This window comes from Stenotrophomonas maltophilia (genome assembly GCF_900186865.1).
Classification (GTDB): domain Bacteria; phylum Pseudomonadota; class Gammaproteobacteria; order Xanthomonadales; family Xanthomonadaceae; genus Stenotrophomonas; species Stenotrophomonas maltophilia.
In genome coordinates, this window is sequence record NZ_LT906480.1 from 2688730 (window position 1) to 2707702 (window position 18973).

Here is an 18973-nt window from a genome sequence, read left to right on the forward strand (position 1 = left end):
CCTGACCGGACTCCTGCCCATGCAGCGCTGGACACTTCTGTTTTCATTGACGCTCTGCTCCGCCATGACGGCGCCCGCCGTGTGGGCTGCACCCGTGTGGGTCACTGCCTGGACGGCCGCGCCCGCGCCCGACCGCAAGGACGGAACGTCCGAGGCACCCGTACAGTTCGCCGCACAGACCGTGCGCCAGGACATGCGTATCGGCAGCCGTGGCGATGCGCTGCGGCTGCGCATCAGCAACGAGCTCGGCACGACGCCCTTGCGGGTCGAGGACCTGCGTGTGGGAGTGAAGGACGGCAAGGCCGCACCGCTGCCGGTAACGGTGGATGGCCGCGCGGTCATCGAGGTGCCGGTCGGAGCCGCGCTGCTGAGCGACCCGGTGCGGATGCCGGTGGCGGCGCTGCAGGAGATCAGCGTGAGTGCCTATTTCCCGCAGCCCACCCGCCCCGCGGTGCGCCGCACCGAGCTGCGGGTCGCAGATGGCAAGCAGACAGCCGTCGCCGACAGCGTGCGGCTGAGCTACCAGCAGAACGTGTTCTCGGCAGTGATGGTGCAGCGTGATGATCGTCCCCAGGTAATCGTGGCGCTGGGCGATTCCATCACGGAAGGCGCCACCGCACGCCGCGGCAGCTTCAACCAGTGGCCGGAGCGATTGGCGCAGCGCCTGCAGCAGGCCTGCCCGAACCGGTTCGTGGTGCTCAACCAGGGCATCAGCGGCAACAAGCTGCTTGACCACGGCCGCAGCCACAGTGCGCTGTCACGATTGGATCGCGATGTGATCGCGGTGGCCGACGCCGATCAGGTGATCCTGTTCGAAGGCATCAATGACATCCGCCACGGTGGTGGCGCGCAGCCGCTGCCTGGACGCAGTGCGGCGGACATGCTGCTGGGCTATCAGCAGGTTGCGGCGCGGCTGCATGCGCACGGCATCCGCGCCTGGCTGGGTACGTTGACCCCGTTCGGCGGTTCCGAGCGCTACGAGCCCGTGTCCGCCGCCACCCGCACCACGATCAACCAGTGGGCACGCGGCGGCAACAGCGGCTTCGATGGCATCATCGATTTCGATGCCGCGCTGCGTGACCCGAAGGCAGCCGAATCGTTGCCCAACGAGATCACCCGCGACCATCTGCATCCCAACGACGAAGGCTACCGGCGCATGGCCGATGCCATCGATCTGCGCATGCTGGGCTGCACCACCCCCGAGTGAGAGAGAACCGATGAGCCGCGTCGTTTGTTTCGGTGAGTTGCTGCTGCGCCTGGGTGCACCCGGTCGTGAACTGCTGCTGCAGACGCCGCAGCTGCAGGTTCATGTGGGAGGTGCCGAGGCCAATGTGGCGGTCTCGCTGGCCAGCCTGGGCCACGATGTGCAGATGGTCAGCACGGTACCCGGTAACGCGCTGGGCCGGCATGCTGTGGCCGAGCTGCGGCGGCATGGCGTGGGCGTGGGCGCCGTGCGTGAAGTGGAGGGTGATCGCATGGGCCTGTACTTCCTGGCGACCGGTGCGGTGCAGCGCGCCAGTGAAGTGGTGTATGACCGGGCCGGTTCTGCATTCGCAAACAGCAATGCCAGTGACCATGCGTGGCCTGCCCTGCTGTCCGGCGCGCACCTGCTGCATGTCTCGGGCGTGAGCCCGGCGCTGGGCGCCAACGTGGCCGAGTCGGTGCTGGGTGCCGTGCGTGCGGCTCGCGCGGCCGGTGTGCAGGTGTCCTTCGACGGCAATTATCGTCCCTCACTGTGGCGACGCTGGGATGGCGACGCAGCGGCGATCCTGCGCGAGGTCTTCGCCGAGGCCGACATTGTCTTTGCCGATCATCGGGACATCGAACTGGTGCTGGGGCTGCACTTCGCGCAGGACGATGCGGTCGCCCGAACCGAGGCCGCTGCGGCCGCTGCCTTTGCCGCGTTCCCGCACCTGCGGTGGCTGTCCTGCACCCAGCGCGAGGTGGTGAGTGCAGACCATCACGTGCTCGGTGCGCTGCTGCTGGGACGCGATGGAACCCGCGCGCAGGCGGCTCCGAGGCCGCTGCCCGGCATCGTTGATCGCATCGGCGGTGGCGATGCCTTTGCCGCCGGCGTCCTGCACGGATTGCTGTCCGGTCTAGACGCAGAAAGCACCGTCCGCTTCGGACTGGCTGCGGGCGCGTTGAAGCACGCCATTCCCGGCGACTTCAGCCCTGCCCGCGAAGCTGAAGTCCGGGCACTGATGGAGAGCCATCCGTTCGACGTTCGTCGCTGATCTCCCCCCGGGAGAATCCCGCTAGAATCCAACGGGCGCCGGAATCGCGCAGGGATCGCCCATGGATTACACCGGATACACGCGCAAGTTTCCCAACAACCGCCCACTGAATGCGTTTGATCGCGAGCACCGCCTGCTGCAGAAGAAGCGGCTGGATGTCGTGCCGTTGGCGCAGCTGTGCGTGGTGAAGATGAATTCGAACGGCCTGGTTTCGGTGGATCGCTGGTTCGCCGCGCGTGGCTTTGCAGCCCTGCTGGGCGCGATCGGTATTGCCTTCGGGCTGGGCGGCATGCTGATGCTGCTCTGGTTGCTGATCGTGAACAGGCTACCCAACGAAAACGGCCTGTGGGAGGCGATATTCATCGGCATGGCGATGCTGGCCGCCTTCACTGCAGCGAGCATCTGGGTGGCTTGCCTCGAGCTGTTCCGCTGGACCTACTATCCGATCGCGCTCGATCGCAAGCACCGGCAGATACACGTGTTCCGGCTGGATGGCACCACCCTCAGCGTGCCCTGGGACCAGGTCTATTTCACGCTTGGCCGCGGAACCGGAACCTTCGGATGGTACAACTGGGATGTCCGCGGACTGATCCTGGACGCGGATGGCGTCACAGTACGGGAGACGTTCGCGTTCTGCATCGCGACCTCTCGCATCGAGAACGCACATGCCCACTGGGAGTTCCTGCGGCGCTACATGGAAGAAGGACCGGCAGCCGTCGTGGACGCGGTGCACTACTGCATGCCGCTGGACGGCAAGCACGAGAGCTTCGCGTCCGGCAAGGAGCGCATCTTCGCCGAAGACGCGCAGCTCCCGGGTTTCATGTGGCTCACGATGCTGCCACTCAACTACCTGCACACGATCATGCGCTGGGTGGTGATGCAGACCAGCAGGATTCCGCGGTTTCCACCGGACATCGAGGCGCGCTTGACACCGGACGCTGGTGATCCCTGTGTCCGCGACGCTTCGATGAATCCACCGGACCTGCGCTGACCCAGCGTTGCGTCCGGCAACAGCACGTGGGAATCCCGCGTCACGGGCAAGCGCGTCCTCACAGCGCCAGCAGCCACGCTTCCAGTGCGCGTGTGTCCCGCATGTCGCCGTCATAGCGACGATCCGGAACATGCGGTTCATTGGAACCGCGCACCCGGCCTCGGAAAACCTTCATCGGTACGGAAATCCTGGCCAGGCCGCTCGGCAGCCGCTCCGGCCTGACATCCATGTAGAGGCTGTCGGCCGAAGTCTCGACGCCGACCTGCATCGCGCCCAGCCGTTTCCACAGATCCAGTGCATCGAGGCAGGCCGAGCCGCAGGAGGCATCGGCCACGATCACCACCCTGCCCCTGCGCAGCGGAGCGGCCGGGCCTGCAGTTGCAGCTATATCTGCCCTGGCCTCGGATGGCTCGCGCCACACTGCCTCACCCCGGCCGCGTGCCTGTGCCATGCCCGTCGTCACCGATTCCAGCATGCGACGCAGCTCTGGCGACGCGTCGGGCGCCTGCACCAGCTTCTGCAGGAAGCCGCGCAACTGGGCGATGTTGGCCTCGGAGGTCCGCCACTCCACCCAGCTGGGATCGGACAGCGCGTCCACGGCGGCACGGCCCCAGATCAATCGCGCCAGTTCGATGCTCCATTGCGAAGCACCGCCACTGTTGCCACGCACATCCAGCACGACCAACCGTGCCTGCTGCAGTGCTTCGGCTTTTGGAGCAAGCTGCTCGAGCAGCGCGGTCAGTTCCTTGAAGTTCTGCTCCGTAGGGTCGGCATTGAAGCTGCTGGTGGTGATCCAGTAGCCGCCATCGGGCATGATGTGCCAGCCATTGGCCGGGCGGAAGCTGCGACGGGTATCGGCCAGGCGCGCCTTGCGCTGTGCCGCCTGCAGTGGCTGCCACTGCAGCGCGTAGGGCTTCTCGCGTCCATCCACCAGGAAAACGCAGGTGCGCAGTGCCGGCACGTAAGGATTGCCCTGCTCCAGCAATACCTCACCGCCGCCGTGGATGCGGCTCGCCTGCAGGTTCCAGCGCCCGCTGAAGTCCCCGATCCTGCGCGCAGCCAGCGTCTGTGCATCGATGCCATCACAGGACAGCAATCGTGCTCCAAGTGGCGGATGGCCTGGGCCACCGTCCACGGTCATGACCACCTGCGTGTCGCCATCGAAGCCGGTCAGGAAGCCGGGCCACCGCGTTGGCAGCTCGGGAGCCCCGGCAAGCGCATTGAGGCTGACATGACCATCGTTGAAAGAGGCTGCATAGCCCTTCATGGCCCACCAGTAGCCCGCGAAACTCTTCGCCTTTCCAACGCGGGAGCGTGCCAGTGCCAGGGCAGCGTCCAGCTGGGCGCCGAATCCGGGGTTCTGCCGATCAACGGCCCCGGGATGGCTGCCGCGCATCGCCGCATCGGCAGCCTCCAGATCCTTCTGCAGCGTACTCGGCCAGTCGATCGGCGCGTCCTGCGTGGCAGGTGCAGCCAGCACTGCACCCAGCAACAGCCATGCAATGGCCATGGATTCATCCCTCTACCGGACCGACCTGCAGTCTCGCAGCTTTCCGCGCTGGCGTACCGTGCCCGCCGCAACGGGCACGGCGCCACATCAATGCAGCGGCACCTTCAATACCGACGGCGCGTTCGCCGGTGAACTGAAGCTCACCGTGCCACCCAACTGGCTGATGCCCGCATAGCGCAGATCCACGGTATCAACCACCAGGGTCAGGCGGCTGCCGGCTGGAAGGTTCCAGCTGCTCGCTTCCAGCCGCAGGTCGAGCGTCTTCGGCTGGCCCGGCGTGGCACCGCGCAGCGTGTACGGCTTGTGGCTGATCAGCTGGCCGTTGCCCAGCACATCCTCGGCGTACAGGTAGGCATACAGCGTGGTATTGGCGCGGCTGGGCGTGACCGTCAGGCGCACTTCCGGCGTACCGTCCAGCCGTTTGGCGCTCCACTGGATCGGCCCCTGCCAGACGCCGGCAGCACTGCGGCCAACAAACGGCACGTAGGCACCCGGCGGCAGATTGATCATCTGCAGCGCGCCGGAGGCCATCGCCACGCCGGAATTGGCTGCGGTCAGCAGCCCGCTGCCGATGCGATAGTTCCAGCCAGTATTGCTGCCATTCTCGACCAGGCCACCGGTCGGCAGCAGCAGGCCAGAGGGTGCGGTCAGGCCGTAGCTGACCGCACCCTTGCTGGTCGCCTGCCAGTTCGCATACGTGCTCCAGCTGCCCTTCTGTGACTTCAGCTGCACCGCAGGCTGCCGGTCGATGCCATTGGCCACCCCCTTCAGGTAATGGTCGAACCAGTCGCCCACCGAATCGTAGACCTCGTTGGGAACACCCAGTGCGCCAAAGGCTTCGTTGAGCGCGTGATCGCCATGGCGCAACTGCAGCTGCTTGGGGCCCTTCAGGCGGTTGAAGAAATCGACCAGCTGGCCCGGCGGGAACAGGCTGTCGTTGAAGGCGTTGGCCAGGAACACCGCTGGCTGGTTGGCGTTGATCTCGTCGATGCTGGCCCCGGGGCTGCGCTGCGCCGCCACCGGCAACAGCGAGTCCACCGCGCCCTGGTAATTGCCGACCAGCACATTGCGATTGATGGTGGACAGCTCCGGTCCCGGGCGACCGGTGGCCAGGCCTGCGGCAACCAACAGCGCGATGCCCTGTGCGCTGGGGGTGTCGTTGCTGTACAGCGAGGCCTGCAGGTCGGCCCATCCACTCAGTGCAGCCACTGCCTTGATGCGCGGATCGCGTGCGGCCGCCAGCAGGCTGGTGCCGGCCCCATAGGAGATGCCCGATACGCCGATTCGTGACGGGTCGGCGCGGGTGTTGTCCAGCGCCCAGTCAATCAGTGCACTGACGTCCTCCACCGTGGCCGGCCCGGCGATGTCGATGCTGCCGCCGGACTCCCAGAAGCCACGCGAGCTGTAGCTGATGACCACATAGCCGCGCCGGGCCAACGACTGCGCCACGCCCACGTACTCCACGCTGGGCACGGCCCAGCTGCTGGGCATCACCAGCAGCGGATAGCGTCCGCTGCCCGCGTCCTGCGGTTCGATGACGAAGGCCCCGAGAGGCGTTCCATCCCAGCTGGGAATGGTGCGATGGGTGGTCTTGACCGTGGCCGCCCAAGCGGTGGGCGCCAGCCCGGTCAGCAGGATCAACAGCAGCACTACCTTGCGCATCGTGGTCTCTCCCCGTCGGTGGTGGTGGTGCAATGGATCGGACCGTACCAGTGCGAATGGTGGGTGGCACCTTGCGACGCAGCATGACCGTTGCTGCACTGTCGCAACCTTTGAATCGATGCTATGACGGGACCTTCCCAAGGACGGATGGATAATGAGACCCCGGCCGCTTTCACTTGTCGCCCTGTTGCTGGTTGCCGTTGGCCCCGTGTCCGCGGAGGATCCTGCGCTGTCCGACGCGACCGCTGGCGCAGTCTTCGAAGAGGCGCAAACGCTGTGCCAGGCCGACAACGGCCGACTTTGGGGAGCGTCGCTGTGTGGGCCAATGATGCTGGTGGACAGGACCAGTCGCCGGGTCACGGCATCCCGTGCAGATGCACAGGGCAACCTGCAGGCACGTGGAGAGGTTTTCATCGGCCAGCTTCCGCCGGACGCGATCATCGCCAACACCGCCGTCGAATGGTCCGGCACCCGCTGGACGCAGCTGCTCTGGCCGCTGCCACAGGACGAAAGCCGGCGACGCACGCTGCTGGCCCACGAGATGTTCCACCGACTGCAACCCGCGCTGTCGATCGCAGCGCCGGCAGAGGACGGCAATGAACACCTCGACACGCTTGAAGGACGCTACTGGCTGCAGCTGGAATGGCGCGCGCTTGCGGATGCGCTCACGGGCACCGATGCAGTGGCGCAGCACACTGCGGTGACCGACGCACTCGCATTCCGCGCCGAGCGCCACCGCCAGTTCCCTGCGGCAGCACAGGAAGAAGCGGCGCTGGAATTGAACGAGGGCCTGGCTGAATACACCGGCGTGGTCGTCGGCAACCCGTCACCCGCGACACGCGTCCAGGCGGCGCTGCATGACCTCCGGGCGCACGTTGCTGATCGCAGCTTCGTCCGCTCTTTCGCCTACGCCACCGGCCCGGCCTATGGCCTGCTGCTGGACCAGGCGGCCCCCGGTTGGCGCAGCGATCTCGCCCACCACGCCCGGGATCTCGGCACGCGCCTGGCCGAAGCGACCGGTGCACCTCCACAGACGGACGTTACCGCACTGCGGGCAGCTGCCGCGCGCTACGACGGGCCAGCACTGCGCGAAGCTGAAACGCTGCGCGAACAGCAGCGCCTGGCGCAGCTGGAACACAATCGTGCGCGCTTCGTGACAGGCCCGGTCGTGCGCCTGGACCTGCGCAGCATGCGCATCCAGTTCAACCCCAACACGATGCAGCCGTTGCCTGGCCGTGGCACGGTATATCCAACGATGCGGCTGACCGACGTCTGGGGCAGCCTGGAAGTCACCGACGGTGCGTTGATGCAGAGCGACTGGAAGGCGGTGTTCGTGCAGGCGCCCGCAAATACTGAGCCGCCGCTGCAGGGGCCGGATGGTCGCTGGACCTGAAGCCGGAGTGGTCGCTGGTGCCGGGAACACGCAATGGCGACTACGTGTTGAAGGCGAACCCCTGACGACCGCTGCAGGCGTCGCGATGCCCTAGCACGCCTGGGTTTCAGTCACGCCCTGCTCCATCTGACACATCTCCAGTGCTTGCGCGCTGTCACAGCTTGGTCTTTTCGTCGTTGACCGAAAGACGACAGCTTGTGACGCTTACGACACCGCACGGCCCCCACGGCCCTGTCATCGCGGTCACGTCCTACCGCAATCCGTAGCACCCGTCCCCGCAACGCCCTCCCATGACTTCGCCCCGGCCTGGTCGTGGCGGACGGCTGCGCCCTGAACTTCTGCTGGAGAACCGCAATGCGCCTTGCAAGCTTCTTCTTCGCGTTCGTCCTCAGTGCCTTCGCCGGCGCTGCCCAGGCCCAGGTCGTCACCCTCAACAAGGGCGGCTTCGTGCTCACCTACGACTGCAGCATCCACAGCGCCACCCGCTACGAATACACCCTGACCGCAGACACCGGTTCGGCCGCGCGGCCGTCCAGCTTCTACAAGGATCCGGACCTGCCGGCAGGCTGCCTCGGCCAGACCAGCACCGCATCCTACGCCAGCATCAAGTCCGGCTATGACCGCGGCCATCTGGTGACGTCCAACCACATGGACTACAACGCGACCTACATCCGCCGCGCCAACTACATGACCAACATCGTTCCGCAGGTGTCCAGCTTCAACCAGGGCATCTGGGTGAAGGCCGAGAACGTGGCCGAGTGCTACCGCGATATCGCGCCGGTGGATGTCTATGGTGGCGTGGTCTACGGCGACGCCTCCAACGACTACTTCCTTTCCAGCCACGGCATCCCGACGCCGGAGTTCTTCTGGAAAACCATCATCACCCGAGACCCGAACACCGGCACCGCCAAGGCGATCAGCTGGATCATCCCCAACGAAGCCAATCTGGGCAGCCTCGACAGCTATCTGGTGACCATCGCCGATCTGGAGGAGCTGCTGGGTGCGAGCTACGTGGCGATCAACGCACCGGCCTCGTTGAAGAACATGCTGCCGGCCAGCACCTGGCCGCAGCCGGCGGGTTGTGACCTGGGCTGACCGGCTGGCCGGGAATGGGTGGCACCCAGTCCGGGTGCCACACAGGGATGGCTGTGGGAAAATGGCGGGCAATTGCACCACTGCATTGCCCCCTGGAGCTGTAGATGTCCCGTTTCCCGTTTGATGCCGTGCTGTTCGACTGCGACGGCGTACTCGTCGATTCCGAGCCGCTGGTCGCCCGCGTTCTCTCGGAAATGCTGACCGCACGCGGCTGGCCGCTGACCCCGGCGCAGGCGGGTGAAGTCTTCCTCGGCCAGTCCGTGGCCCATCTGGCAGGGCTGATCGCAGAGCGCACCGGCAAGCCGTTCACCGAGGAATGGCTGGAGGAGTTCCGCCAGCAGCGCAACCAGGCACTGGAACGTGACCTTGAAGCGATCCAGGGGGCACCCCAGGCCGTGCGTGCGATCGCTGCGGCCACCGGCGGGCGGATCGCCTGCGCTTCCGGTGCCGACCTGCACAAGGTGAAGCTGCAGCTGGGCAAGGTCGGCATCCTTGATGCCTTCGGTGCCCATGTGTTCAGTGGCCAGGACATGCCGCGCACCAAGCCGCACCCGGACGTGTACCTGGCTGCAGCCGCAGCGCTGGGCGTCGACCCGACGCGCTGTGCAGTGATCGAGGACACCGTCACCGGCGCCACTGCGGGCGTTGCCGCAGGCGCCACCGTGTTCGGCTTCAGTGAGGGTGGCCCGCACCACAGTACGCCCGAAGCCCTGCGTGCAGTCGGTGCAAAGGTGGTTTTCCAGCGCATGGACCAGCTGCCGGCCCTGCTTGCCGCCTACGCGGTGGACGCCGTCGCCTGACCCTGCTCAGCCCGCAGTGCCCAATGCGGCGCTGCGGCGCTTTCCGGCGTAGTGCAGCGCGAACAGGTACAGGCCGGTGAACAGTTGCAGGAACAGCGGCGGCAGCGGCGAATAGGTGATCCACGCTGCAGGTTCGCCCTGCCCCAGCCCGCGAACGGCGAAGTTGGCGATCACCGCCAGGGTGAACACGATCGAGGTCCAACGATGCAGGGGCCGTGCCCAGCCACCGCGACTCATTGCCGGCGCCTCGCTTCGGAACGGGCTTCGATCATCTTCCAACCATTGCCTGATGGGTCACGGAAACCGGCGTCGATGGCGCCATAGCGCTCGATCGGCTCCTGGGTGAATTCCACGCCCTGTGCCAGCCATTGCGTGTAGCGCGCCCGGCAGTCATCCACGGCCAGCACCAGCGGCGGCATTGCGCCCTTGGCCACCAGCTGCTGCAGCGAAAGCGCGGTAGCGGCGTCGTGGGTGGGCGGGCCTGGCACGAACAGGCCCAGCTGGAAACCGTCCTGGCCCGGGCTGCGTACCGTCAGCCATCGGTAGCTGCCATTGCGTACGTCGGTATGCACTTCGAAGCCGAGCTTGCCGACGTAGAACGCCAGCGCCTCATCCTGGTCGCGCACATACAGGCCGACCGTGTTCACAGTGTTCGTCATGGGACCTCCCTCAGGTAGGGTCCACGTTAGCAACCGCCTCGCGGCGGCGCTTCTCCAAAACTGCGATCTTCAGGTCCGGGCGCTGCGCGGCGCGTGCATGGCATTCCGGCACGCTGGCCGACGCCGCCTGGCCCGCACGCTCACGCTCACGCTCACGCACATTGCCCGGGCTGTCACCGGTGATGTCACGGAAGATGCGGCCGAAGGTACCCAGGCTGCTCCACCCGGTCTGCGCGGCGATTTCGGTGACCGGCAACTCGGTGTCACGCAACATCGCCACGGCGCGTTCGATGCGCCGGCTGAGGAGATAGCGGTGCGGTGGCAGCCCGAAGGCCTGCTTGAACGAGCGGGCGAAATGCGCCGGCGACACCGCACTGACCTCGGCCAGGCGCGCGACCGGCCATTCCTCATGGCTGGCGCGGTCCATCCGGTCCTTGGCACGCAGTAGGCGCCGCAGCAGTTCGGGGCTCTGGTTCATGGCACCACCGCCTGGGCCAGGTAGTGGCGTGCCGCGTGCCGCGCCTCAGCGGCCTGCTCGACCAGCCAGTCACGCAATGCAATGACCTTGGCACTGCCATTTCGCGCCGTGGGTGCCACGAACCAGAAGCTGCGACCGTCGCTGGCGATACCCGGATGCGCCTGCACCAGCCGCCCGCTGTCCAGCTCGGCCTGGAACAGGATCGGCGAGCCAATGGCGATGCCTTGCCCGGCGATCGCGGCGCCGACATCCAGATGCTCGACGGCAAAGGGCGCGACGAAACTCTCCGGTGCCGGCGGTGGAATGTGCCCGTGCGCGGCAAACCACAGGGCCCACCAGTCCGGCCGCCCGAGCAGGGGAATCTCCAGCGCGCTGCTGCCCAGCCCACGCGCCTCGTGCAGCAGCGCCGGCGCACACAGCGGTGTGAACACGCTGGGAAACAAGGGAGTTGCCTGAAGACCCGGCCATTCGCCCTGGCCATTGCGGATGGCGGCATCGAAGTGACCGGCGGCCAGATCCTGCGGCGCTGCCGACAGGTCCAGTTCCAGCACGAACTGCCGGTGGCGGGCGCGGAACGTGCCCAGCCGCGGCGTCAGCCAACTGGTGCCCAGCGTCGGCAGCACGGACAGGCGCAGTCGCGCCGCATCCCTGTCAGCGGCGCGCATGAAGCTGGCGCGCAGTGCATCGAATGCCCGGGTCGCCTCCTGGGCGACGCTGGCACCCGCCACCGTCAGTTCCACGTGCTGTGCGTGGCGCAGGAACAGGCAGATCCCGGTCTGGGCCTCCAGCCGCCGCACGTGGTAGCTCACCGATGCCGCACTGGTATCGAGCTCTTCGGCGGCACGCGCGAAGCTGCCCAGCCGCGCCGCCGCCTCGAAGGCACGGATGGCGGCAAGCGATGGCAGCTGGCGTTGGGTGACCATAAGTGTGACTTAGCCTGAGCCCCGATATCTGCGTGGTCAATCCCCCTGGTACGCGCAACGATGGAGGCACCTTCGACAGGGGATCACGCACATGGATCGACGGCAGTTCCTGGCCACCCTGGCCGCCGCGGCGGCATCTACGGCGCTGCCCTCCGGGTGGGCCCTGCCCAGCCACAGCGAAGACTGGCAATGGTTGCAGGGCAACTGGCAGGTCCGGCACCGACGCCTGAAGGAGCGCCTGGTCGGCGATACCCGCTGGGAGTCCTTCACCGGTTCCAGCGCGGTCTGGCTCACCCTGGGCGGACTCGGCACCATCGATGACAACGTCATGGCGCTGCCTTCGGGCCCCTACAGGGGCCTGGGCGTGCGTGCATTCGATCCGGTGTCTTCCACGTGGTCGATCTGGTGGATCGATGGCCGCAACCCTGCCCATATCGAAGCCCCTGTGCGCGGCGCTTTCAAGGGCGATGCCGGCAGCTTCCGCGGCACCGACCGGATCGACGGGCGCCCCATCGAGGTCTGGTTCCGTTGGCACGACATCCACGGCGAGGAGCCGTGGTGGGAACAGGCGTTCTCCGACGATGCCGGTGCGCACTGGGAAGTGAACTGGCGCAACTGGTTCCGCCGCACTGCTGCGGTCCCCTCTCCGCTTCCGAAGCTGCCGGATGCACCGGGCGATTTTGATTTCCTGGTGGGCCATTGGAACGTGCGCCATCGTCGCCTGCGCGCTCGGCTGGCAGGCAGCGATGCATGGGACGCGTTCAACGGCACCCTGCACAACTGGCCGGTCCTGGGAGGATTCGGCAACGTGGGTGACAACCTGATGGACATGCCTGGAGCGCCGCTGCGCGGCATGGGCATCCGCGCCTGGAATGCGGCGGAGCGGCACTGGCTGAGCTGGTGGCTGGATGGCCGGGAGCCAACCCGGATCGGCGCGCCACTGCGCGGAGGTTTCCAGGCCGGTGTCGGCCGCTTCTTCGGCGAAGACCAGCACGACGGTCGAACAATCCAGACCCGGGTGATCTGGTCACGCATCACGCCGCGTTCGGCGCGCTGGGAACAGGCGGCCTCGACCGATGTTGGACGCAGTTGGGAAACCAACTGGGTCAGCGACTTCGAGCGACAGGCATGAAGGCGCTGCTGGCCATGATGCTGCTGGTTGCTGCGTCGCCTCCCGCGTCTCCATCCAGGGTGTTGCGGATCGTCGGCCCCGCCGAGCGCTTCGCCCCGGGCGTTGCATCCACGCAATACGACGAGATTCGACTGACCTTGAGCCCGGACGGAAAAACCGCACTGTGGTTCAGCCGCAACCGGCCCGGCGGTCCAGGCGGGTATGACATCTGGGTCTCCCGCAACGACGGGCAGCGCTGGCGGCCGGCGACACCGGTGCCGTTCAACTCGCCGGGGCGCGACTTCGATCCCGCCTTTTCCGCCGATGGCCGCGTGGTGTATTTCTTTTCGGATCGCGCAGGCGGCCAGGGCGGCGACGATCTGTACCGGGTCAGCATGGGGAGCGACGGTCGATTCGGGGAGCCGGTCAATCTTGGCCCGGCAGTGAACAGCGCGGCCGATGAATTCGCGCCGATGCTCTCGCCCGACGCAGCCACGCTGCTGTTCTCCAGCGATCGCGCAGGCGGTGCGGGTGGCCATGACCTCTACGTCGCAGCGATGGTCCGTGGCATGGCGCAGCCGGCACGGCCGCTGCCGGGAGACCTCAATACCGCAGCGCAGGAGTTCGATGCCACCTTCCTGGGCGACGGCCGGACGCTGGTGTTTGCCCGCGCCCTGGACTTCGGCAGTGCACCGGTACGCCAGTTCATCGCCTACGCGCGTGGAGACCGTTATGACGCGGGCCTTGCATTGCCCTCCCCCTTGAACGAGGCCTCCGGCGACAGCTACGGCGCGATGCTGGATGGCTCGCAACCCGACACCTTGACCTATTCGGCGCGGCGCGCGGACGGTGCAGGGTTGGACCTGTACCGCATCCGCTTTCGGATGATGCGCCCCTGAAGGCAGATGGTGTCGATTTTCGGCGCCCCGGTTCGTCGAGAGGATGAAACCCCAGGAGAAAACGCAGATGGCCTCACACCAGTCCCTTGCCTGCGCCTGCGGCCAGGTGCGCCTGACCGCCACGGGCCAACCCATTGCCACCGTCGAATGCTGCTGCGACAGCTGCCGCAAGGCCGGCGCCATGCTGCAGTCGATGCCCCGAGCACCGGACGTCCTGGGCCCGCACGGCCAGACGCTCTTCGTAATGCACCGCAAGGATCGCGTCAGCATCGATGCCGGACATGCCATGCTGCGCGCGTTGCGGTTGTCCAGCAAGGGCGGCAGCCGCCGCGTCGTGGCGGGATGCTGCAATACACCGCTCTTCCTGGAGTTCAGCGGCGGCCACTGGCTGAGCCTCTATGGCCTGTTGTGGCCGGCATCGGCAAGACCCGCCGTGGAGATGCGGACGATGGTCAGTGATCTTCCTGATCCGTCTGTCCTTCCCGACGATGTGCCGAACCTGGAGACCCGGTCGTTGCAATTCTACGCCCGCCTGATGAAGGCGTGGATCGCCATGGGCTTCCGCAGCCCGCGCATCGAAGTCGCGGGAGATACCCATGTCTGAGCCCGAGCGGATCGAGATCGAGAGCATCACCACGCCCGGGCACATCCAGCGCGTGGATCGGGCCAAGTATCTCGCCATGCGCCACGCCTTGCTGTGGGTCCTGCCTGCGCAACCGCCCGGCCTGACCGTTGCGCAGGCAAAACAGGCACTGCTGCCACATCTGCCCGCCACCCTGTTCCCGGCAGGTGCCACCGCTGGCTGGTGGTTGAAGGCCGTGCAGCTGGACCTGGAAGCCAAGGGCGTGATCGAGCGTGTCGCGGGCAAGCCGTTGCGCCTGTTCAAGCACCTCGCGGCCGGCTGATCAGCGCTGCGCAGGCAGCTCCAGCCGGTGCTTGCGGCACAGGCGATACACCGTCACCCGCGATATCTGCATCTGCCGCGCACACTCGGAGACGTTGTAGCCGGTCTGGCGCAGGGTCTGCAGCAGCACATCGCGCTCGGCCTGCCCCCGTGCATCGTGCAGCATCGCCGCCGGCAGGACCGCCGCCGATGCGCCCAGCTCCAGGTCACGCTCACTGATCAGCTCGCCTTCGGCCATGATCGCTGCACGCTGCACACGGTTGAGAAGTTCGCGTACGTTGCCGGGCCAGTCGAAGCGCCGCATGGCCTGTACTGCGGCCGGTGCGAAGCCGCGTGCACGCACGCCGTGGCGCAACCGGAAGCAGCGCAGGAAGTGCTCGCCCAGCAGCTGCACGTCGGCGCCGCGCTCGCGCAGCGGTGGCATCAACAGGCGCAGCACATTCAGGCGGTAGTAGAGATCGCTGCGGAACCGCCCCTGCGCCACCGCGTGTTCCAGTTCGACGTGGGTCGCGGCAAGCACACGCACGTCTGCGCGCAGCGGCTGGCTGCTGCCCACGCGCTCGAAGGTTCCCTCCTGCAACACACGCAGCAGACTGGTCTGTGCCTCTGCCGGCAGATCGCCCACCTCATCAAGAAACACCGTTCCGCCATGGGCCGATTCGAACACGCCGATCTGCCGCTTGTCGGCACCGGTGAACGAGCCACGTTCGTGGCCGAACAGCTCCGACTGCACCAGGTTGGCCGGAATCGCACCGCAGTTCACTGCAATGAAAGGCCTGCCGGCACGCCCCGACAGCGCATGCAGCGCGTGTGCGGCCAGTTCCTTGCCGGTACCGGTTTCACCTGTGACCAGCACCGGCAGCTCCACCGGCGCAAACTTGTGCAGCACCGTGCACACCGCATGCAACGCGGCGCTTTCGCCAATCAGCGCGTGCGGTCCGTGCCCACCGCAGGTTGCGTCGACAGGCGGATCATCCGCGTCGAACTGCTGGCGCATTGCGCAGACCAGGTCCTGCAGGCCGAACGGCAGCGTGAAGCGCGCGCAGCATCGCTGCAGCAACGGCAGCCAAGCCGGCGATGTGGGTCCGGCACCCGGTGGCAGTACCGCGAGCCAGGGTAGATGCTGGTGCTGCTCGATCCACGGCGCCAGCAGCTGCAGCGCGACCGCATCGAGATGGCGCAGATCGAGCACGGCGAGCAAACGATCGCGCCCACGCAGGCCAATCGCCATGGCGGGATCGGGATGGATGCTGCGCACATACCAGCCCGCTGCCGCCAGCGCACTGCGCTCGTTTGCCAGCGGCTCGCCAAACCAGAGCACGCAACGTGACGTAGAAGCCTCCGGGACCGCTGCCATGCTTCCCCCAGCATCCGGACACCGTCGGCGGACTGTCAGGCAATCACCGGCGTGCCGCCCCCCGCCGGGACCTCTACGGCCACCGGGATGGCCTTTGTTGGGCGGATCCTAGCGCTTCCCTAAACGGCGGCGCAATGAGCAGTGCGTCAAGAAATTCCTGACTGAAGCGGCACCGTAGCAGACGGCGACGCCACCTGTAACACCGATGCGACAGTCGCCCGCAGCCCTTGCCCTGCGGTGCCTGGCGCTTCGAAATCCCGACAATTCCGCGACGTGCTTGTAACAGCATGGCAGCAACCCGGTCAGGTGCTGCACGGTCACCCTGTTGGCGCGTGGGCGCTTCGGAGTTGGCACGGTTGATGCGTGGTTCCGCCGCACCCATCGCGGGAGATCGGCATGGACGGCACCACCCTGACTCGCGGCCTGGCCGCAGCGCTGGCAATAGCCCTGCTGTCGGTTGGCACCGACGCGTCCGCGTCGGGCGCCCGCCAGGGCGTGAAGGCACAACCGGGCGAAATCGTCCTGTTGCGGGACGTCTCCGCGCGGCCGGCCTATCGCATGGCACCACCGGGCATGGCGCTGATTGCCGACCCGAAGCCGCAGCGCGAGATCGCCGCCGCATTGGGGGTCGGCGGCACGACGACCGGCATGGACGAGTTGAGCGATGAGGACTATGCCGGCATGGGCGCCGGCCAGGCCGCGTCCATCGCGGCGCCGGGCGGAACCACCGTTGAACGGGTCACCCAGCAGGCCTTGGGCGGCGCGCTGGGCCGCAGTGGCGACGGCATGGTCGGCAGCAGCCTGGGGGGCGCCATGAGTGGGCCGCTCGGTGCGGTCGGCAGCAGCACCCGCGGTATCGCCGATACCGTGCGCGGCGCACTGGCCCAGTTCCCGCTGCAGGGCACGGCCCCGGCAGGTGGAAAATGAAGCCCCTGCACGGCGTGCTTCTGCTGCTCGCTACCGCGCCCTCGGCGACCCGGGCCGATGACTACAGCGGCATGCTCGCCTATCTCGACGTGGCCCGGATCGACGGCCACGCACTGGCCGGGGCGAATGGCGCCATCGCCGTGAACCAGGCCGCCGGCGACCTCAACGTGCAGGCCAACCTGCGGGGTATCGCCAAGGGCGATCGCGCTGACGTAGCGATCAATGCGCGGCAACTGCAGCAGGGCAACCGCGTGCTGTCCGGGCCGCTGCAGGCCACTGCATTCATTGGCGGTGACGCACTGGCCGGTGCCAGTGGCATCGCATCCATCAACCAGGCCAGCGGCATCGCAAACACGACGCTCAACGTCGTCAGCGCAACGCTGGCCCGACAGGGCATACGCGAAACCGACGATACGGCCTTGGCCGCCGAGGGTTCCGCGTTGGCAGGGGGGCGGGACGACACCGGTCGCGGCGTCGCGACGGGCACCCGCAGCGCCGGTGTAGCCAGCACCGCGCTGCGGGGATTCGACGGGGTCCTGCAACTCAATCAGATCGCGGGCAACGGCAACGACACGGCCAACGTACTGGGCCTGGTCGTGCAGGACCGCCCGTGACAACCACCCAACCGATGCACCACCTGATGAGAGAGAGGGCACCATGAAAGCGACCGTCAAACAGACCATGCTCGCCATGGCGATTGCCACTGCCTCGACCGCCGCTGCGGCCAATGGCTGGGACAACCAGAACGCCAACGCGAACATCAACCACAACCACACCGTCAGCGAAACCCGCAACGATACGCACAACCACACCGACAACGACGTGCGCAACCGCACCGTCAACGTCAATGTGCAGAAGCACAGCAACATCCAGGCCGACGAACGCAAGGAGAAGAACAACCACGGCGTCGACGTGAACCTGGAGAAGGACCTGCGGCTGAGCACCGACATCAATTTCTCCGGCGATCCGAACATCACCGGCGACATCGACCTCGACTCGGCGGCCATTGCCGTGATCGACAACCGCCAGTCGATCAGCAACAACGCCACCAGCAACAGCCTGGTCACCAACAGTGCGTCCATCGGTGACAGCGTGGGTGCCGGCGCATCGGGCAATCTCGGCTTCAACGTGGTCTCCGGCGACAACAATGCCCAGGACAATGCCGCGTCGTTGTCCGCTGCCGATGCGTCCTTCAGCTTCGGCATGGCTGACGCCGAGGTGTTCGTCAACCAGGCCGGCTTCGGCAACGCGACCATGAACTCCGGCGTCACCAACGCCGCAGGTCTTGGTGGCAACGCTTTCGGCGGCGCGTCCGGCAACATCGGCGTGAACATCGCCTCGGGCAACAACAACGAGCAGAAGAACGCGCTCGCGGCCTCGGTCGCGACCACCGCGGTGGCCCAGTCGAGCATCAGCTCCAACCAGGTCTCCACCGGCAACACGGTCAGCAACGCCGGCTTCGTGCAGTCCTACACCGATACCGTGCAGGTCGGCATGCGTGGCGGCGTCAGTGGCCTGACCCTGGCCTATGGCGCGGGCACCTACCGCGGTACCGGCAACGCCTACCAGATGGCCAACTACTACCTGGATACGTGGAGTGGCGAGCTGCCACACCCGGGTGGCAACAGCACCGGCCACATCGACCTGGACAACCAGATCCAGAACGCCACGATGAACCCCAACCGGCCGGGGGTGGGCGGCCTGGGCTTCGATACGCGTGAGAGTGGCACCAGCCAGTTCGTCGAACTGGGCGTGGCCGACCTGTATGCCAGCCTCAGCGGCACGGTCAGCACCACGCGCTGGGTGAACGTCAACGCCACCAACACCTCGGCATTGTCCGGCAGCGCCTTCTCCGGCGCCTCCGGCAACATCGGCGTGAACGTGGCTGCAGGCACCGGCAACCTGCAGGCCAACAGCCTGGCCCTGGCAGTCGCCCAGCCCAGCACCGGCGGCGGCGGTGGCAACGGCGAGTAAGCGCAACACCCCGGCCGTCCGCCAATGGCCGGGTTCCCGGGAGCCCCTGTCCC

20 protein-coding genes are annotated in these 18973 nt (G+C 66.9%); 13 read left to right on the forward strand and 7 right to left on the reverse strand.

Annotation, left to right across the window (positions count from 1 at the left end; genetic code table 11):
• Window positions 1-19 precede the first annotated feature (19 nt).
• From CKW06_RS12900 to CKW06_RS12910, 3 genes are all read left to right on the forward strand, one after another.
• On the forward strand, window positions 20-1207 hold the full coding sequence (locus tag CKW06_RS12900) for a GDSL-type esterase/lipase family protein (protein WP_012480340.1): 1188 nt from the start codon (window positions 20-22) through the stop codon (window positions 1205-1207).
• Between the two features lie 10 nt (window positions 1208-1217).
• Window positions 1218-2237 carry a sugar kinase gene (locus CKW06_RS12905; RefSeq protein WP_005409760.1) on the forward strand — a complete coding sequence of 340 codons (1020 nt, stop codon included), beginning with the start codon at window positions 1218-1220 and terminating at the stop codon, window positions 2235-2237.
• Window positions 2238-2298: 61 nt separating this feature from the next.
• Window positions 2299-3228 (forward strand): DUF6708 domain-containing protein, encoded by a 930-nt coding sequence (locus CKW06_RS12910; RefSeq protein WP_024957202.1) that lies wholly within the window; start codon window positions 2299-2301, stop codon window positions 3226-3228.
• 58 nt (window positions 3229-3286) lie between these two features.
• Here CKW06_RS12910 and CKW06_RS12915 read toward each other — a convergent pair whose 3' ends face one another.
• A complete protein-coding gene (locus CKW06_RS12915) occupies window positions 3287-4738 on the reverse strand; it encodes a S41 family peptidase (RefSeq protein WP_024957201.1) in 1452 nt (483 codons plus the stop codon).
• An 87-nt stretch (window positions 4739-4825) separates the two neighbouring features.
• Window positions 4826-6400, reverse strand: a complete 1575-nt coding sequence (locus CKW06_RS12920) for a S15 peptidase family protein (protein WP_024957200.1) — start codon at window positions 6398-6400, stop codon at window positions 4826-4828.
• Between the two features lie 334 nt (window positions 6401-6734).
• Here CKW06_RS12920 and CKW06_RS12925 point away from each other — a divergent pair, with 334 nt between their 5' ends.
• The 3 genes from CKW06_RS12925 (at window position 6735) to CKW06_RS12935 (ending at window position 9688) form a co-directional block, all read left to right on the forward strand.
• A complete protein-coding gene (locus CKW06_RS12925; protein WP_231910758.1) occupies window positions 6735-7793 on the forward strand; it encodes a hypothetical protein in 1059 nt (352 codons plus the stop codon).
• A 354-nt stretch (window positions 7794-8147) separates the two neighbouring features.
• Window positions 8148-8888 carry a DNA/RNA non-specific endonuclease gene (locus CKW06_RS12930; protein WP_024957199.1) on the forward strand — a complete coding sequence of 247 codons (741 nt, stop codon included), beginning with the start codon at window positions 8148-8150 and terminating at the stop codon, window positions 8886-8888.
• A gap of 104 nt (window positions 8889-8992) precedes the next feature.
• Entirely contained in the window at window positions 8993-9688 is a 696-nt protein-coding gene (locus CKW06_RS12935; RefSeq protein ID WP_024957198.1) for an HAD family hydrolase, read from the forward strand.
• 6 nt (window positions 9689-9694) lie between these two features.
• Here CKW06_RS12935 and CKW06_RS12940 read toward each other — a convergent pair whose 3' ends face one another.
• Genes CKW06_RS12940 through CKW06_RS12955 form a run of 4 tightly spaced genes read right to left on the reverse strand, consistent with a single transcriptional unit; the run spans window position 9695 to window position 11748 of the window.
• Window positions 9695-9925 carry a hypothetical protein gene (locus CKW06_RS12940; RefSeq protein WP_024957197.1) on the reverse strand — a complete coding sequence of 77 codons (231 nt, stop codon included), beginning with the start codon at window positions 9923-9925 and terminating at the stop codon, window positions 9695-9697.
• Window positions 9922-10347 carry a VOC family protein gene (locus tag CKW06_RS12945; RefSeq protein WP_024957196.1) on the reverse strand — a complete coding sequence of 142 codons (426 nt, stop codon included), beginning with the start codon at window positions 10345-10347 and terminating at the stop codon, window positions 9922-9924. Before CKW06_RS12945 ends, CKW06_RS12940 begins: the two co-directional genes overlap by 4 nt.
• A gap of 10 nt (window positions 10348-10357) precedes the next feature.
• Window positions 10358-10825: a helix-turn-helix domain-containing protein gene (locus CKW06_RS12950; RefSeq protein ID WP_024957195.1), complete on the reverse strand. Its 468-nt coding sequence runs from the start codon at window positions 10823-10825 to the stop codon at window positions 10358-10360.
• Window positions 10822-11748, reverse strand: coding sequence for a LysR substrate-binding domain-containing protein (locus tag CKW06_RS12955; protein WP_024957194.1), 927 nt, complete (start codon window positions 11746-11748; stop codon window positions 10822-10824). The genes CKW06_RS12950 and CKW06_RS12955 overlap by 4 nt, the downstream gene beginning before the upstream one ends.
• 91 nt (window positions 11749-11839) lie before the next feature.
• Here CKW06_RS12955 and CKW06_RS12960 point away from each other — a divergent pair, with 91 nt between their 5' ends.
• The 4 genes from CKW06_RS12960 (at window position 11840) to CKW06_RS12975 (ending at window position 14663) form a co-directional block, all read left to right on the forward strand.
• The gene (locus CKW06_RS12960; protein WP_024957193.1) at window positions 11840-12880 is read left to right on the forward strand and encodes a twin-arginine translocation signal domain-containing protein; all 1041 of its coding nucleotides are present in this window, start codon (window positions 11840-11842) and stop codon (window positions 12878-12880) included.
• Window positions 12877-13758, forward strand: a complete 882-nt coding sequence (locus CKW06_RS12965; protein ID WP_024957192.1) for a TolB family protein — start codon at window positions 12877-12879, stop codon at window positions 13756-13758. The genes CKW06_RS12960 and CKW06_RS12965 overlap by 4 nt, the downstream gene beginning before the upstream one ends.
• A gap of 67 nt (window positions 13759-13825) precedes the next feature.
• A complete protein-coding gene (locus CKW06_RS12970; protein WP_024957191.1) occupies window positions 13826-14362 on the forward strand; it encodes a GFA family protein in 537 nt (178 codons plus the stop codon).
• Window positions 14355-14663 (forward strand): DUF6958 family protein, encoded by a 309-nt coding sequence (locus tag CKW06_RS12975; protein ID WP_024957190.1) that lies wholly within the window; start codon window positions 14355-14357, stop codon window positions 14661-14663. Before CKW06_RS12970 ends, CKW06_RS12975 begins: the two co-directional genes overlap by 8 nt.
• On the opposite strand, the gene CKW06_RS12980 is transcribed toward CKW06_RS12975, so the two are convergent.
• Window positions 14664-16019: a sigma-54 dependent transcriptional regulator gene (locus CKW06_RS12980; RefSeq protein ID WP_024957189.1), complete on the reverse strand. Its 1356-nt coding sequence runs from the start codon at window positions 16017-16019 to the stop codon at window positions 14664-14666.
• A gap of 396 nt (window positions 16020-16415) precedes the next feature.
• On the opposite strand from CKW06_RS12980, the gene CKW06_RS12985 reads away from it, so the two are divergent.
• The 3 genes from CKW06_RS12985 to CKW06_RS12995 are packed head-to-tail and all read left to right on the forward strand — an operon-like array spanning window position 16416 to window position 18920.
• Window positions 16416-16946 (forward strand): hypothetical protein, encoded by a 531-nt coding sequence (locus CKW06_RS12985; RefSeq protein ID WP_024957188.1) that lies wholly within the window; start codon window positions 16416-16418, stop codon window positions 16944-16946.
• On the forward strand, window positions 16943-17560 hold the full coding sequence (locus CKW06_RS12990; protein WP_024957187.1) for a hypothetical protein: 618 nt from the start codon (window positions 16943-16945) through the stop codon (window positions 17558-17560). Before CKW06_RS12985 ends, CKW06_RS12990 begins: the two co-directional genes overlap by 4 nt.
• Before the next feature lie 43 nt (window positions 17561-17603).
• Window positions 17604-18920, forward strand: a complete 1317-nt coding sequence (locus CKW06_RS12995; RefSeq protein ID WP_024957186.1) for a hypothetical protein — start codon at window positions 17604-17606, stop codon at window positions 18918-18920.
• Window positions 18921-18973 lie beyond the last annotated feature (53 nt).